15 protein-coding genes are annotated in these 14208 nt (G+C 71.6%); 10 read left to right on the plus strand and 5 right to left on the minus strand.

The window, feature by feature from the left end:
- Positions 1–12: 12 nt before the first annotated feature.
- Positions 13–468: an ATP-binding protein gene (locus tag ACFY1U_RS08800; protein ID WP_390693392.1), complete on the minus strand. Its 456-nt coding sequence runs from the start codon at positions 466–468 to the stop codon at positions 13–15.
- A 279-nt stretch (positions 469–747) separates the two neighbouring features.
- On the minus strand, positions 748–1725 hold the full coding sequence (locus tag ACFY1U_RS08805) for a heavy metal transporter (RefSeq protein WP_390693393.1): 978 nt from the start codon (positions 1723–1725) through the stop codon (positions 748–750).
- Positions 1726–1810: 85 nt separating this feature from the next.
- Between ACFY1U_RS08805 and dapE the strand changes: the two genes are divergently transcribed.
- Together dapE and ACFY1U_RS08815 are read left to right on the plus strand one after the other, a co-directional pair.
- Complete coding sequence (gene dapE, locus ACFY1U_RS08810; protein WP_390693394.1) at positions 1811–2890, plus strand: succinyl-diaminopimelate desuccinylase; 1080 nt, start codon at positions 1811–1813, stop codon at positions 2888–2890.
- A 99-nt stretch (positions 2891–2989) separates the two neighbouring features.
- The gene (locus ACFY1U_RS08815; RefSeq protein WP_390693395.1) at positions 2990–3748 is read left to right on the plus strand and encodes a TIGR00730 family Rossman fold protein; all 759 of its coding nucleotides are present in this window, start codon (positions 2990–2992) and stop codon (positions 3746–3748) included.
- Between the two features lie 56 nt (positions 3749–3804).
- Here ACFY1U_RS08815 and folP read toward each other — a convergent pair whose 3' ends face one another.
- Complete coding sequence (gene folP / locus ACFY1U_RS08820; RefSeq protein ID WP_390693396.1) at positions 3805–4665, minus strand: dihydropteroate synthase; 861 nt, start codon at positions 4663–4665, stop codon at positions 3805–3807.
- Positions 4666–4841: 176 nt separating this feature from the next.
- On the opposite strand from folP, the gene ACFY1U_RS08825 reads away from it, so the two are divergent.
- Both ACFY1U_RS08825 and ACFY1U_RS08830 read left to right on the plus strand, forming a co-directional pair.
- Positions 4842–5198: a DivIVA domain-containing protein gene (locus ACFY1U_RS08825; protein ID WP_390693681.1), complete on the plus strand. Its 357-nt coding sequence runs from the start codon at positions 4842–4844 to the stop codon at positions 5196–5198.
- Entirely contained in the window at positions 5195–5776 is a 582-nt protein-coding gene (locus ACFY1U_RS08830) for a DNA-3-methyladenine glycosylase I (protein ID WP_390693397.1), read from the plus strand. The genes ACFY1U_RS08825 and ACFY1U_RS08830 overlap by 4 nt, the downstream gene beginning before the upstream one ends.
- 95 nt (positions 5777–5871) lie before the next feature.
- Here the strand turns inward: ACFY1U_RS08830 and ACFY1U_RS08835 are convergent, their stop codons facing one another.
- Positions 5872–6675 carry an enoyl-CoA hydratase/isomerase family protein gene (locus tag ACFY1U_RS08835; RefSeq protein WP_390693398.1) on the minus strand — a complete coding sequence of 268 codons (804 nt, stop codon included), beginning with the start codon at positions 6673–6675 and terminating at the stop codon, positions 5872–5874.
- 376 nt (positions 6676–7051) lie between these two features.
- Here ACFY1U_RS08835 and ACFY1U_RS08840 point away from each other — a divergent pair, with 376 nt between their 5' ends.
- Complete coding sequence (locus ACFY1U_RS08840) at positions 7052–7219, plus strand: DUF3117 domain-containing protein (RefSeq protein ID WP_003966491.1); 168 nt, start codon at positions 7052–7054, stop codon at positions 7217–7219.
- 93 nt (positions 7220–7312) lie between these two features.
- Here ACFY1U_RS08840 and ACFY1U_RS08845 read toward each other — a convergent pair whose 3' ends face one another.
- The gene (locus ACFY1U_RS08845) at positions 7313–7945 is read right to left on the minus strand and encodes an O-methyltransferase (protein WP_099931145.1); all 633 of its coding nucleotides are present in this window, start codon (positions 7943–7945) and stop codon (positions 7313–7315) included.
- Positions 7946–8246: 301 nt separating this feature from the next.
- Here ACFY1U_RS08845 and sigE point away from each other — a divergent pair, with 301 nt between their 5' ends.
- From sigE to ACFY1U_RS08870, 5 genes are all read left to right on the plus strand, one after another.
- Positions 8247–8951 carry an RNA polymerase sigma factor SigE gene (sigE, locus tag ACFY1U_RS08850; RefSeq protein ID WP_078912335.1) on the plus strand — a complete coding sequence of 235 codons (705 nt, stop codon included), beginning with the start codon at positions 8247–8249 and terminating at the stop codon, positions 8949–8951.
- On the plus strand, positions 8948–9928 hold the full coding sequence (locus ACFY1U_RS08855) for an anti-sigma factor family protein (RefSeq protein ID WP_390693399.1): 981 nt from the start codon (positions 8948–8950) through the stop codon (positions 9926–9928). The genes sigE and ACFY1U_RS08855 overlap by 4 nt, the downstream gene beginning before the upstream one ends.
- 840 nt (positions 9929–10768) lie before the next feature.
- On the plus strand, positions 10769–12514 hold the full coding sequence (locus ACFY1U_RS08860) for a trypsin-like peptidase domain-containing protein (RefSeq protein ID WP_390693683.1): 1746 nt from the start codon (positions 10769–10771) through the stop codon (positions 12512–12514).
- 205 nt (positions 12515–12719) lie between these two features.
- Complete coding sequence (locus tag ACFY1U_RS08865) at positions 12720–13184, plus strand: sec-independent translocase (protein ID WP_390693400.1); 465 nt, start codon at positions 12720–12722, stop codon at positions 13182–13184.
- Between the two features lie 248 nt (positions 13185–13432).
- Positions 13433–14104 (plus strand): hypothetical protein, encoded by a 672-nt coding sequence (locus tag ACFY1U_RS08870; protein ID WP_390693401.1) that lies wholly within the window; start codon positions 13433–13435, stop codon positions 14102–14104.
- Positions 14105–14208: the final 104 nt, after the last annotated feature.

The following is a 14208-nucleotide window of genomic DNA, read 5'->3' on the forward strand; positions in this document are numbered from 1 at the left end:
GCCACCGGTGGCTCAGCCGCCGATCGGCAGGCCCTTCACCGGCAGGTTGCCGGTGCTCGGCAGGCCGCCCTTGAGCGAGCCCGCCGGCAGGGCGCCGCCGTTCTCGGCCGCCGTCTGCGTGGTGACGCCGACGATCTCCCCGACGGAGCCCGCCGCGGCGCCCGCCGCACGCTGCGCGGCCGGGGCCGCCTTCTTCGCCACGCTGCCGCCGGTCTTGCCCGCGTTCGGTACGGCCTTCTTGACCGCGTTGCTGCCGGCGGCGCCCGCAAGCCCGGTCACGTTCTGCGCCGCACCGTCGACGGTGTTGCCGACGCTCGCCCCGTCCAGAGCGGTCAGGCCGCCGACGTTCGGGGCAGCGGGCAGTTCGGGGGCCGCGCTCGCGGAGCCGGCCGCACCGACCCCGGCAGCCGCTCCCGCTGCGACGAGCAGCGCGGCACGGGCGATCCGACGGGTCAGGGGGAGGGACATGATGCTCCTTCGATGGATGTTGATCGTCCGGGCTCGGACGATGTGACTACCGCTCGAAGGCCCCGAAGGTTGCGGCGTCCCAACGTAAAGAGTTGGCAATGCGTCGCATTATCGGCTGCGGATAAAAACGGGCAAAAAGCGTCGGTCCGGAAAGCCTGCCGAATCCTTACAGCTCTTTGTTGGCAAGGGCTTTGACGGATGCAGGGGTGACGGTGCGAAAACCTGCCCACACCGTGGATCAAGCATGCCCGGCATAACCCGTGCGAGTGAAGGGCCGTACTACTGCGCAGTGACGATTCGGACCGCGGCGGCGGCCTTTTCCACCCCGCCGACGCCCTCCGCGGCGGCCTTGTGCCACGGGTTGTCGGCGTTCCCGGCGGTCCACTCCCGCCCGCCGTAGGAGACCCGCTCGATGTGCAGGGCGGAGGAGTTGGCCACGGCCCAGTGGGCGAGCTGCCAGCCGCGCTGGCGGGCGCTGCGGCCCTTGGCGGGGCTCTTGCCGGCGGCGACGGGGAGCGTGACGGTGCGGGCGATCGTTCCCGGGCTCTCGGTCGGCGAAGGCGCCGGCGTCGACAGGGCGTTCACTTCCGCGGCGGCCGGCTCCAGCGCGTCGCGCCCGAAGTCCCGTACGAGAGCGGCCCGTACCGCGTCCGGACCCGCCGCCCGTGTGGTGGCCGGCAGGCCGGCGCAGGTCAGCGTGGCCGGTGAGTTCCCGGTGAGGGCGGCGGAGAGCAGGGCGGCGTCCGGCTCGTGCTTGGCGTACGCCTCGGGGTATCCGCTGCGCTGGACGCGCTGCGCGGCGACGGTGAGGGGGAGTTTCGCGTAGTCGGGCACCTTGGCCAGGTGCCGGTAGAACATGCCCGCCGCGTACGTCGGGTCCAGGATCTGCTTCCTGGTGCCCCAGCCCTGCGAGGGCCGCTGCTGGAACAGGCCGAGCGAATCCCGGTCGCCGTGCTCGATGTTGCGCAGCCCCGACTCCTGCAGCGAGGTCGCGATCGCGATGGTCACCGCCCGCTCGGGCATACCGCGCCCGGTGCCCACCGCGGCGATCGTGGCCGCGTTCACCGCCTGTTCCGGCGTGAACTCGTACGCCGCCCCATCGGCCTCGCCCGAGACCACTCTGCAGCCCGATCCGCCTCTGCCCCCGGTGACGTACTGCACCGCGAGATAGCCCGCGACGGCGAGCAGAATCACGAAGGCCGCCCCGATACGGAAGAAGCGGCCACGGCGTTTGAGGGTGGATGACGGCTCTGGCACGTCGTACAAGGTAGCGGAGGGCCCTGTGACCCACGTGAGGGATGTGGCCAGTGGGCCCGGGCGCGCGCAGGTTAGGGTCGACGTCATGGCCGACACCCCACTTGACCTCACTCTGGACGCCGCCGAGCTCACCGCGCAGCTCGTCGACTTCCCGTCCGAGAGCGGCACCGAGAAGCCCCTCGCCGACGCGATCGAGTCCGCCCTGCGCGCTCTGCCGCACCTGGCGGTCGAGCGGTACGGCAACAACGTCGTCGCGCGGACGGACCTGGGCCGGCCGGAGCGGGTCATCCTGGCCGGCCACATCGACACCGTGCCGATCGCCGGCAACGTCCCGTCCCGGCTGGACGCGGACGGCGTCCTGTGGGGCTGCGGCACCTGCGACATGAAGTCGGGTGTGGCGGTGCAGCTGCGCATCGCGGCCACGGTCCCGGCCCCCAACCGTGACCTGACCTTCGTCTTCTACGACAACGAAGAGGTGGCCGCGGACCTCAACGGGCTCAAGCACGTCGCCGAGGCGCACCCCGAGTGGCTGGAGGGCGACTTCGCGGTGCTGCTCGAGCCGTCCGACGGCGAGGTCGAGGGCGGCTGCCAGGGCACCCTCAGGGTTCTGCTGAAGACGACGGGAGAGCGGGCGCACTCGGCGCGCAGCTGGATGGGCTCCAACGCCATCCACGCGGCCGCGCCGATCCTGGCCCGCCTGGCCTCGTACGAACCCCGCTACCCGGTGATCGACGGCCTGGAGTACCGGGAGGGACTGAACGCGGTGGGCATCTCGGGCGGTGTGGCCGGCAATGTCATCCCCGACGAATGCGTCGTGGCCGTCAACTTCCGCTATGCGCCCGACCGCACGGAGGAGGAGGCGATCGCCCACGTCAGGGAGGTCTTCGCGGAATGCGGGGTGGCGGAGTTCGTGGTGGACGACCACAGCGGCGCGGCCCTGCCCGGCCTCTCGCACCCGGCCGCGGCGGCCTTCATCGAGGCGGTCGGCGGAACCCCGCAGCCGAAGTACGGCTGGACGGACGTCTCGCGTTTCTCCTCCCTCGGCATCCCCGCGGTCAACTACGGCCCCGGCAACCCGCACTTGGCGCACAAGCGGGACGAACGGGTCGAAACCGCGAAGATCCTGGCGGGTGAGCAGCGGCTGCGGGCCTGGCTGACCGCGTAGCCCGTGCACCGCTTCACGGCGGACATGCTCGCGTCCCCCGTCCGTAACCCGCGTAGATCTACTCTGAGGTGGGAACACCTGCAAGCGGAGGGAGCGCACATGGCTACCGGGAACCCCGAGGGCAAGAAGGTGCCACCGGACGAGCAGCGTCTCGGACCGGTCCTCCGAAGGCGCGGCCAGGTGACGGAGAGCACGACGGACCAGCGGCTGCTGGACGAGCGCGCTCCCACCGACTGGGTCCACACGGACCCCTGGCGGGTGCTGCGCATCCAGTCGGAGTTCATCGAGGGCTTCGGCACCCTCGCCGAACTCCCGCCCGCGATCAGCGTGTTCGGCTCGGCGCGCACGCCCGTCGACTCCCCGGAGTACGAGTCGGGCGTCCGCCTCGGCCGCGGCCTGGTGGAGGCGGGCTGGGCAGTGATCACCGGCGGCGGTCCGGGCGCCATGGAGGCGGCCAACAAGGGGGCCTGCGAGGCGAAGGGCATCTCGGTCGGTCTCGGCATCGAGCTGCCCTTCGAACAGGGTCTGAACCCCTACGTCGACATCGGCCTGAACTTCCGCTACTTCTTCGTCCGCAAGATGATGTTCGTGAAGTACGCGCAGGGCTTCGTGGTCCTGCCCGGCGGCCTGGGCACCCTGGACGAGCTCTTCGAGGCGCTGACCCTGGTGCAGACCCAGAAGGTGACCCGCTTCCCGATCGTGCTGTTCGGGAGCGCGTACTGGGGCGGCCTGGTCGACTGGCTCAAGAACACCCTGATCGCCCAGGGCAAGGCATCGGAGAAGGACCTCCTCCTCTTCCATGTCACGGACGACGTGGACGAGGCGGTGGCCCTGGTCTCGAAGGAGGCGGCGCGCTAGAGACGGGTAGAGGCGGCGGGGGCGAGGCCGCATCCGTCAGCGGCTCCGCCGCGGGCCTATGCCAGCCCCCGCCGCGCCACGGCCGGTGGCCGATGCCCCGCGATGGACGCCACCATGTCCAGCACCTGCCGGGTCTCGGCGACCTCGTGCACCCGGTAGACCTGCGCGCCCAGCCACGCCGACACGGCCGTGGTGGCGAGCGTCCCCACCACCCGCTCCTTCAGCGGCTTGTCCAGGGTCTCGCCCACGAAGTCCTTGTTGGACAGGGAGACCAGGACGGGCCACCCCGTGTCCACCATCTCGCCGAGCCGCCGCGTCGCCTCCAGGCTGTGCCGGGTGTTCTTCCCGAAGTCGTGCCCGGGATCGATCAGCACGGACTCCCGGGGCACCCCCAGCGCCACGGCCCGCTCGGCCAGTCCCAGTGTCACCCGCAGGATGTCGGCCACGACATCGTCGTACGTCACCCGATGCGGACGCGTACGCGGCTCGGCGCCCCCGGCGTGCGTGCACACCAGCCCGACCCCGTACCGCGCCGCGACCTCCGCCAGGGCGGGGTCGACGCCGCCCCACGCGTCGTTCAGCAGATCCGCGCCGGCCTCGCACACGGCCTCGCCGACCTCGGCCCGCCAGGTGTCCACACTGATGACCACGTCCGGGAAGCGCCGCCGCACCTCCGCGACGAACCCCACCGTCCGCCGCGCCTCCTCCTCGGCCGACACCTCGTCGCCCGGGCCGGCCTTCACCCCGCCGATGTCGATGATGGCGGCCCCCTCCGACACCGCCTGCTCCACGCGCGCGAGGGCGGGCTCGTCCCGGAAGGTCGCTCCCCGGTCGTAGAAGGAGTCCGGGGTCCGGTTCACGATCGCCATGATCACCGGCTCGTGCGCCTCGAATGCGCGCCTGCCCAGCCTGAGCATCCGCTGTGACCTCTCGTAGTCCGACCTGCGTAAGACCGGTTCCTCGGCCGCCTGCGACCCTAACTGTCAGACTCGCATGGCACGATCGGACCCTGACACATCCAGCTTCATCTACAGCTCCATCTTCAGCTTCATCCAGCTTCCGAACATCGAGCGTGGGGACCACAGCGATGGTTATGTTCTTGTTCCTGGTCGTCGCTCTCGCCGTCGTGGTCGCCGCCGTGACACTGGCCGTGGTGGGTGGCTCGGAGGGCGGGGGCCCGTTGCCCGAGGTCGACCCCGAGCGGCTGCACGACCCGCTGCCGCCGGACCGGCCCGTGGGCCGCGCCGACGTCGACAGCCTCCGCTTCCCGCTCGCCGCCCGCGGCTACCGCATGGCGGACGTCGACGACGCCCTCAACCGCCTCGGCGCGGAACTCGCCGAGCGCGACGCCCGTATCGCCGACCTGGAGTCCGCACTGGCGGGCGCCCAGGCCGCCGCGCACCACGTCTCCATGGACAAGCCGATGCACGGCCAGGGGGAGCAGCAGTGAGCGACGGCACCGCCATCGCCGGCCCGGACGGCGCCCTGCGCTGCCCCTGGGCCCTGTCCACCGAGGACTACGTGGCGTACCACGACGAGGAGTGGGGCCGCCCGGTCCACGGCGACGACGCCCTCTACGAGCGCCTCAGCCTCGAGGCCTTCCAGTCGGGCCTGTCCTGGATCACGATCCTGCGCCGCCGCCCCGGCTTCCGCGCGGCCTTCGCCGACTTCCGCATCGCCAAGGTCGCCGCCTTCACGGAAACGGACCGCGCCCGCCTGCTGACCGACCCCGGCATCATCCGAAACCGAGCCAAGATCGACGCGACGCTCGCCAACGCGCGCGTGCTGGCGGAGTGGGCACCGGGTGAACTGGACGAGTTCATCTGGTCCTACGCGCCGGCGCCGGGACCGGCCCCGAAGACTCTGGGTGACGTCCCCGCGGTAACCCCCGAGTCGACCGCCCTTTCCAAGGCCTTGAAGAAGCGGGGCTTGCGCTTTGTCGGCCCGACGACGGCGTACGCATTGATGCAGGCGTGCGGGCTGGTGGACGACCACTTGGAATCCTGCGTCGCGAGGAGCGCCCCGTAAGGGGCGCGGGGCTGTATCGATATGCGGCTCCGCCGCGGGGGCGCGACCAGCCCCCACGAACCCGCACCCCGCGACGGCGCCGTCAGCTCCCGGACCTAGCGGCCCAAGTACTTCGGCTTCTCCTTGTTCACAAACGCCTGCACCGCGATCACATGGTCCTCGGACGACCCGGCCCGAGTCTGCAGCTCGTCCTCCTTGTCCAAGGTCTCGGACAAGGAGTGCGTGAACCCGTAGGCCACGGCCTCCTTGATCGCCGCATACGCCACCGTCGGCCCCTCGGCCAGCGCCCGCGCCACCTTCTCCGCCTCGGCGTGCAGCTCGCCGACCGGCACCAGCCGGCCCGCGATCCCCAGCTCGTACGCCTCCTGCGCGTTGATGCTCCGCGGGAAGAGCAGCAGGTCGGCGGCGCGCCCCGGCCCGACGACCCGCGGCAGGGTCCAGGACATACCGGAGTCGGCGGTCAGCGCGACCCCCGCGAAGGACGTGTTGAAGGCGGCCGTGTCCGCGACGACGCGGTAGTCCGCGGCGAGGGCGAGGCCGAAGCCGGCCCCGGCGGCCACCCCGTTCACCCCGGCCACCACCGGCTTCGGCATCCCGGCGATCGCCCGCACCACCGGGTTGTAGTGCTCCTTCACCGTGCTCATGGTCTGGCCGGACCCGGTCTCCCGGTCCTGTGCCAGCAGCCCGATGTGCTCCTTGAGGTCCTGCCCCACACAGAACGCCCGCTCCCCGGCGGCGGTCAGCAGCACCGCCCGTACGGCGTCGTCCTCGGCCGCGGAGCGAACCGCCTCCCGCAGGGCGACCTTCGTCGCGATGTTCAGCGCGTTCATCGCCTCGGGGCGGTTCAGCGTGATCGTCGCGAGTCCGTCGCTCACCTCGTAGAGCACGGTGTCGGCCATGGTGTGTCCCCTCGGCTGTCGCGGTTCAGGCGTACCGGCCGGTACGCCCCTGTCCGTAGGACAGCATGGCGGAGATCACCGCCGGGGGACCGGAGTGGACGTGTGACCTGCGTCAAAGAATCCGAGACGGTTCCCGGTCGGCGGAACTCCGTGCGGCCGCGCAGTATCGCAGTCACATCGCCGAATTGAGTGGTTTTGCTCGCGCGCGTTGCCCAAGCGATGCCGACTGATGTTGGTCATCGGGTCCTGAGATGCGGGATAATGGCTTGGAAGCAATGTGTTCGATGCCGGTGTCGCGTGTCCCAGGCTGGACAGGCGTGCCCTCCCAGGGCCGTCGGCTTTTGACGATGAGCTGGTTTCAGGAAGGGGAACGAGCATGGCGGCCATGAAGCCGCGGACGGGCGATGGCCCGCTCGAGGTGACCAAGGAGGGGCGGGGCATCGTCATGCGCGTTCCGCTCGAAGGCGGCGGTCGGCTCGTCGTCGAGCTGACCCCTGACGAGGCCGACGCGCTCGGCGACGCCCTCAAGAAGGTCGTCGGCTGACGCGGAAGCGACCATACCCTTTCAGCTGCCCCGGCATCCAAGTGGTGCCGGGGTCGCTGTTTGCCGGCCCTTCCCCACTCGCTCCCAGGCCCCTCACCGCTTGACCGCGCACAGCAGCCCGTCGCCCACCGGCAGCAGTGACGGCACCAGCTCCTGGCTCTCGCGCACCGCGCGCAGCAGTTCCCGCAGGCGCAGCACCTCCGTGGGCTGCGGGCCCGAGTCGACCGTGCGGCCGTTGGCGAAAACGCCCTCGAAGACGACCAGGCCACCGGGGCGCAGCAGGCGCAACGATTCAGCGAGATAGTCGAGGAATTCCAGGCGATCGCCGTCGCAGAAGACGAGGTCGTAGCCGGCGTCCGCGAGCCGGGGCAGGACGTCCAGGGCGCGGCCCGGGATGAACCGGGCGCGGTTGCTGGCGAAACCGGAGGCACGGAAGGCCTGGCGGGCGAACTGCTGGTGTTCGGGCTCGGGGTCCACCGTGGTCAGCACCCCGTCCGGGCGCATGCCGTGCAGCAGATGGATGCCGGAGACGCCGGTGCCGGTGCCGATCTCCGCCACCGCCTTCGCGTCCACCGAAGCCGCCAGCAACCGCAGGGCGGAGCCCGTGCCGGGCGACACCGAGCGCAGGCCCGCCTCACGGGCCCGGTCGCGGGCCCAGCGCAGCACTTCGTCCTCGGCGACGTAGGCGTCGGCGAACGCCCAGCTCGTCTGCCGGTTGCCGGTAATGACCCTCTCCTGTCCCCGTGGTTGCCTGGGCGTGACTGTATCCGTTGGGCCCGGGAACCCGCAGATGGGACCGGGCGTTTAGAGGGGTAGGAGACGGCACGGGGGGACACAGTTGGATCACGATGAGGGGCAGCTGCCCGAGCAACTGCAGCAGCAGGGGTCGGAGCGGTATCAGCCCAGATCAAATTCTCGTAAAACCGCTTATCCGGAGCTAACGGGCGAGGTGGCTATGGTAGGGGCTCCACTGGACACCACCAGAGCCGACAGGGGAGGTGCGGCTGCGCCTGGGGATCGGGGAGGAGTGCTGCGGCGCTTCCTCGGATCGGCAGGCAGGCCGAAATCCGTGAACGACACCGCTGCTGACCCCAGCCACGCCGCTGACCACGCCCAGACCGCGACGTTCTCCACCGACGCGGACGGGCAGGCGTGGACTCCGCCCACCTGGGAGGAGATCGTCAGCACACACAGTGGCCGCGTCTACCGACTTGCCTACCGCCTCACCGGCAACCAGCACGACGCCGAGGACCTCACCCAGGAGGTCTTCGTCCGCGTCTTCCGGTCCCTGTCGACCTACACTCCGGGCACCTTCGAGGGCTGGCTGCACCGGATCACCACCAACCTCTTCCTGGACATGGTCCGCCGCAAGCAGCGCATCCGCTTCGACGCCCTGGGCGACGACGCGGCCGAGCGGCTGCCGAGCCGTGAGCCGTCACCCCAGCAGGTCTTCAACGACGCGCACTTCGACGCGGACGTCCAGCAGGCCCTCGACACCCTCGCGCCCGAGTTCCGCGCCGCGGTCGTCCTGTGCGACATCGAAGGACTGTCGTACGAGGAGATCGCCGCGACCCTCGGCGTCAAGCTCGGCACGGTCCGCTCCCGGATCCACCGCGGCCGCTCGCAGCTGCGCAAGGCTCTCGCGCACCGTTCGCCGGAGGCCCGGGCCTCCGAGCGGCGCTCCTTCGTGCCTCGCGTACCCGCACTGGGGGGAGGGGGCGCGACCGCGTGAGTGGATCACGACCCAGCCCCGCCGAGAGGCGTCTGGCCGAGCAGCATCTGGGAGACCGACTCTCCGCCCTGGTGGACGGAGAGCTCGGTCATGAGTCGCGCGAGCGTGTCCTCGCCCACCTGGCCACCTGCGCCAAGTGCAAGGCGGAGGCCGATGCGCAGCGACAGCTGAAGAACGTGTTCGCGGAGGCCGCTCCGCCGCCGCCCTCCGAAAGTTTTCTGGCCCGGCTGCAGGGCCTTCCGGGGGGAGGCGATCCGGACGGCGGTGGCTCGCCGTTCGGCGGGGAAGGACTCCTCGGCGCGACCCCCGGAAGACCGGGCGTCACCGGGGTCTTCGGCCTGAAGCGGGGTGAGCGCTTCGAGTTCGACTACGTCCCCTCCTCTTCCTCGCACGCCCCGCTGCTCCCGCCGTCCGCGGACCGCGGCTTCCGCATACACGACGTCAGCCGGCACGAGGCCGAACGGTCGGCCTCGCGCGGGATGCGCTTCGCGTTCGTCGCAGCCGGTGCGGTGTCGCTCGCCGCGATCGCGCTGGGCGGCGTTACGACGGGCACCCCGGTCGACACCACGGACGCGCGCGGCGGCACGGGGGCGGGCAGCAATGTGACCCCGATGCGTACGCAGGGGACGGGCGCCGCCACGGCCCCCGAGGCACAGCGGCGCCGTGGCGCCGGCCCGCTGCTCGCGCAGGGCCGGCAGTCGCGCGGTGACGCGCCGGTGGCCCCGACCCAGGTGTCCGCCCCGCTGCTGCCGGGGGTACCGAGCCCTGCCGGCGCGGCGCAGACCATGCACACGCTGACCACCCCCGTGATGGCGGGGGCCGCAGTGATGTCCCCGCTGATACGTCCACTCACCGCGACCCCGCTGCTCTCCCTGACCTCGTGGTCCTCGGCCCCCGAGGTCTCCTCCCCCGGCCTGCTGGCATCACCCCTCCCCGACTCGAGTCCCGCTCCCTCCTCCCCCCACCCCTCCCGCTGACCGGCCCCTGCGCGACGGCCCGCGAACCTGGTTGAATCCGTGGTGGACCGCGTCCACGGCAGTCAGCCGCGCGCGGAGTCGACAACTGAGGCCACCGCCGACGAGCCGTGCCGCGTCGTGGCCAGCTGTGGGGAGAGCATGAACGAGGGCAAGCCCACGAAGCCGAAGTGGTGGAACCGGCCACGCCCGCAGACCCCTGCGGGGCCTTCGACGGGCACCGGGCCCGCACCGGGGGGTTCGGCGGCGGTCGCGGATGCTGGGCCGATGTCTGGGGATGCGGCTCCGGATTCGCCGGCGGCTGCGGCTGCGGCCGCGGGCTCGACGGAAGGCGTCGAGGCCTCGGCCGGTGCGGCTGCGGCGCCGCGACCCGTGGCCGGGACGGCGTCGGCGGAGGGCAGGGCGGCCCTGCCACATGAAGGTGCCGACGGCGACTTCGAGTTGGACCCGCCGTCCGCGGACCGCAGCGCGACAGCCGCCTCCGAGGCTGCAGTGGAACCGGGCCGGCCGGAGGACACCGGCGGCAACCGTGCGGTCGTCCCCGACGGTGACTTCGAGCTGGGCCGGCCGGAAGGTTTTTCCGCTGAGCGCGCGGCTGTTGCCGAGGGCGCAGTTTCCACGGACGGAGAGGTCGAGCCGGGGCGTCCTGCTGGGGTCGGCGGCGGAGGTGGCCTTCCCGAGGGTGATTTCGAGCTGAGGGCTCCGCAGGAAGCGGACGAGGCAGGGGCCGAGGGCGGCCTGGCCGTCGGCTTGCAGCGCGTCGCCGAGGAACCGGGTTCGGAGCAGCCGCGCACCGGAGGCGACTTCGAGCTGGACCCGCCCGCCGGGGCGGCCGCCCCCTTCATGGACAAGGACTCGGCTGCGGCTACCGCCTCGGCCCTGCCCGCCGCCGAGCGTCCTCAACCGCTGCACGACCCTGATCCCTACAGCACCCCGCCATACGGCGAGCCCGGCCCCTGGGCCCCCGCTCCGCCGGTACAGCACCCGGCGGCCCGACCCGCGCAGGGCACGGCGATACCGGCGCCGACACCGCCCCACGCCGCACCAGCCCCGCTACCACCGTCGGCCCCCGGCGCACCCGTCGTCGGTGGAGCCGCCCCCGGACCACACGGCGCACCTGGCCACACCCGGCTTCCCGGCACGCCGGCCCTTGCCGCCCCCGACTCCGCCAGCACACTCGATCCCACGCAGCCTCCCGGCAGATCGCCCCAGGCGCCGTCCACTGCCACCGGCGTGCCCTTGGCGGCCCCCGAGCCTCCCGGCGCCCCGGGTCCCGACCAGCCCCCCTCCATACCCACCCAGCCGCCGTCCCCCACCGCCGCCGCCCCCCACGGCGCGTCCGCCTCGACCCAGCCTTCCGGTCCAGCGGCCCCCGCACTCCTCTCCACCCCCTGGCAGAACTACGATCCCTGGGCCCCCGCCCCCCTCCAGCAGACCGGCGCCGCTGTCGAGGGGGAGGACAAGCGGCGACGGCGGGTGCGAAGGAGGCTGGTGGGGGGTGCTGTGGTGTTGGCGCTTGTGTCCGGTGGGGTCGGTGGGGGCATCGGGGCGTACCTCGAACGCAACGGCGGCGTGGGCGGCGTAGAGCTGCCGCAGGCCGGGAAGGAGCCCGCCGGGCGGGCTCCGGACAGTGTGGCCGGGATTGCCGCCCGGGCCCTGCCCAGCGTCGTGACCCTGCATGTGACCGGCGCCGACGAGTCGGGTACCGGCACCGGGTTCGTGCTCGACGACCAGGGGCACATCCTCACCAACAACCACGTCGTCGAACCGGCCGCTGCGTCGGCCGGTGCCACGGGCGAGATATCCGTGACCTTCAACAGCGGGGACACCGCCAAGGCCACCGTCGTGGGCCGGGACATCGGCTACGACCTCGCCGTCGTCAAGGTCAGCAATGTCCGCGGGCTGAAGCCCATGGCCCTCGGCAATTCCGACAACGTCCAGGTCGGCGACCCCGTCGTCGCCATCGGCGCTCCCTTCGACCTGGCGGGCACCGTCACCTCCGGCATCATCAGCGCCAAGGAACGCCCCATCACCGCCGGCGGCGACAGCTCCGACGGGAGCGATGTGTCGTACGTCGACGCGCTGCAGACCGATGCGCCGATCAACCCCGGCAACTCCGGCGGGCCGCTCCTCGACTCGAAGGCCCGTGTCATCGGCATCAACTCCGCCATCCGGTCCGCCGACAGCACCACCGACGAGAGCGGTCAGGCCGGTTCCATCGGGCTCGGCTTCGCCATCCCCGTCAACCAGGCCAAGCGGGTCGCCGAGGAACTCATCAACACCGGCAAGGCCACCCACCCCGTCATCGGCGTCACCCTCGACATGGACTACACCGGCGACGGCGCCCGTGTCGGCACCAAGGCCTCCGGCGGCGGCCCCGCCGTCAGCAAGGGCGGCCCGGGCGACAAGGCCGGCATCAGGGCGGGCGACATCATCACCGCGGTGGACGGCGAGCGCGTGCACTCCGGCGAGGAGCTGATCGTCAAGACCCGTGCCCACCGCCCCGGCGACCGCCTGGAGCTGACCGTGCGGCGCGACGGCAAGGAGAAGAAGATCTCGCTGGTGCTCGGTTCCGCCGACGGCGACTGATGGACACGAACCTCACAGGTGCGACCCCCAACCACCGCCCCACAAGGCAAACAACCCCCAAAACCGCGCAGGAAGACGCACTCGGAAAGCTCGGGACAGTACCGGTCGTACGGGATCGCCGGGTACCGTGGATGCGGCCCGGACCACGGAAGACCCGCACAGACCACCGAGGGCCGAGGACCGAGGACATCGCAAGGAGCTTCAGGTGTTCAATGACATAGGACCGCTCGAGCTGGTGACGCTCGTTGTCCTTGCCGTGCTCGTCTTCGGTCCGGACAAGCTCCCGAAGTTCATTCAGGACGTCACCCGGACGATCCGCAAGATCCGTGAGTTCTCGGAGAGCGCGAAGCAGGACATCCGCAGCGAACTGGGCCCGGAGTTCAAGGACTTCGAGTTCGAGGACCTCAACCCCAAGACGTTCATCCGCAAGCAGCTGGACAACGACGAACTGGGGCTGAAGGAGATCCGCAACGGCTTCGACCTGAAGAAGGAGATGGCCGAGGTCACGGACGCCGTCCACGGCACCGACGCGCCGTCCGCCCCCTCCGCCTCCTCGTCTCCCTCTTCCTCCTCGACCTCTTCGTCCTCCGGTTCCACCGGCGGCCGCGTCGACATGACGAAGAAGCCCGAGGAAGACGACCGCCCGCCGTTCGACGCGGACGCCACCTGAGCCGTACGCCCCGGCTGATCCCCTGCGCCGTACCCGCGCCCCACGTGACGCGTTTCATAGTCCACGGCACCCCCTGCACGGCCTGAACCCGCCCTCGGCGCGCCCCACGCGCCGGGCGGTTTCCGTGCCGTCCTGAGCGGGGTGGCTATGCTGCCGAGTTGTTGTGCGGACCGTACTTCGAGGAGTAACGCCGCCCGAAGGGGGGCGGGCCGCTCCGGTCCGACGAGAGCGAGGAGGCGTCCGGGCACATGGAGACGACGAGTCAGGCGGTCGCGCAGGCGCCGGCCGCGGAGGGACAGGAACAGCTGCCCTCCGCCCGGCGCACGGTCGACGGCTACCTGCTGGCGCCCTTCCCGTGGTACGGCCTCGACGAGGCCTTCACGGGCCCGCGCTGGCTGATGCAGGTCGGGACGGCGGCCGATGAAGCCGTCGAGCACGGTTCGATCGGGCACGGCGACGAGCCGTCCGTGAAGAACGAGTACGCGGTCGGGACGGCCGGAGAGCCCAAGGAGAAGTTCGCGGTCGTGGTCACGGTCGCCGCCAACCCCGTGCGGCGCAGCGCGGACGGCACGGGGCTCCTGGAGGCCACCTCGGTGTCCTCGGCGGCCTGGCTCGCGGGGGTGGGGCTGCTGTCCTTCACCTGGCCGGGGCAGATGGACCACTCCCTGCGCGACGACTGGCTGGAGCAGCAGACCGAGACGGCCTGGGCCCTCGCGGACGACCTGGCCGGTCCGGACTGGTCGACGCTGTCGCTGCCGGTGGACGGCGTCCCGACGCCGTTCCACTACCGCGAGTCCGAGTTCGGCTGGGTGCTCGCGGGTTCCACGCAGCAAGGGGTGCACCTGGGGGCGTACGGGAGAGGCATGAGCGCATACGGACTGGGCTTCGCCATGATCAAGGACATCAGCACGTACGCGTAGTCGGGCCTACGGCGGAGGGGGGGGGGGGGGGGGGGGGGGCGCCCCCCCCCCCCCCGGGGCCGCCGCGGGCCCCGCACAAAGTTTTTGGGGGGGAGTGCCCCGGG

The sequence above is a fragment of the Streptomyces sp. NPDC001351 genome (assembly GCF_042896045.1).
In the GTDB taxonomy this organism is placed as follows: Bacteria; Actinomycetota; Actinomycetes; order Streptomycetales; family Streptomycetaceae; genus Streptomyces.

Bases quoted from the DNA above. Each gene is read 5' to 3' on its own strand.
- ACFY1U_RS08800 (WP_390693392.1), bottom strand. From the start codon at position 468: ATGTCCCTCCCCCTGACCCGTCGGATCGCCCGTGCCGCGCTGCTCGTC.
- dapE (WP_390693394.1), top strand. From the start codon at position 1,811: ATGGCCGACACCCCACTTGACCTCACTCTGGACGCCGCCGAGCTCACC.
- ACFY1U_RS08815 (WP_390693395.1), top strand. From the start codon at position 2,990: ATGGCTACCGGGAACCCCGAGGGCAAGAAGGTGCCACCGGACGAGCAG.
- folP (WP_390693396.1), bottom strand. From the start codon at position 4,665: ATGCTCAGGCTGGGCAGGCGCGCATTCGAGGCGCACGAGCCGGTGATC.
- ACFY1U_RS08825 (WP_390693681.1), top strand. From the start codon at position 4,842: ATGTTCTTGTTCCTGGTCGTCGCTCTCGCCGTCGTGGTCGCCGCCGTG.
- ACFY1U_RS08835 (WP_390693398.1), bottom strand. From the start codon at position 6,675: ATGGCCGACACCGTGCTCTACGAGGTGAGCGACGGACTCGCGACGATC.
- ACFY1U_RS08840 (WP_003966491.1), top strand. From the start codon at position 7,052: ATGGCGGCCATGAAGCCGCGGACGGGCGATGGCCCGCTCGAGGTGACC.
- ACFY1U_RS08860 (WP_390693683.1), top strand. From the start codon at position 10,769: ATGGACAAGGACTCGGCTGCGGCTACCGCCTCGGCCCTGCCCGCCGCC.
- ACFY1U_RS08870 (WP_390693401.1), top strand. From the start codon at position 13,433: ATGGAGACGACGAGTCAGGCGGTCGCGCAGGCGCCGGCCGCGGAGGGA.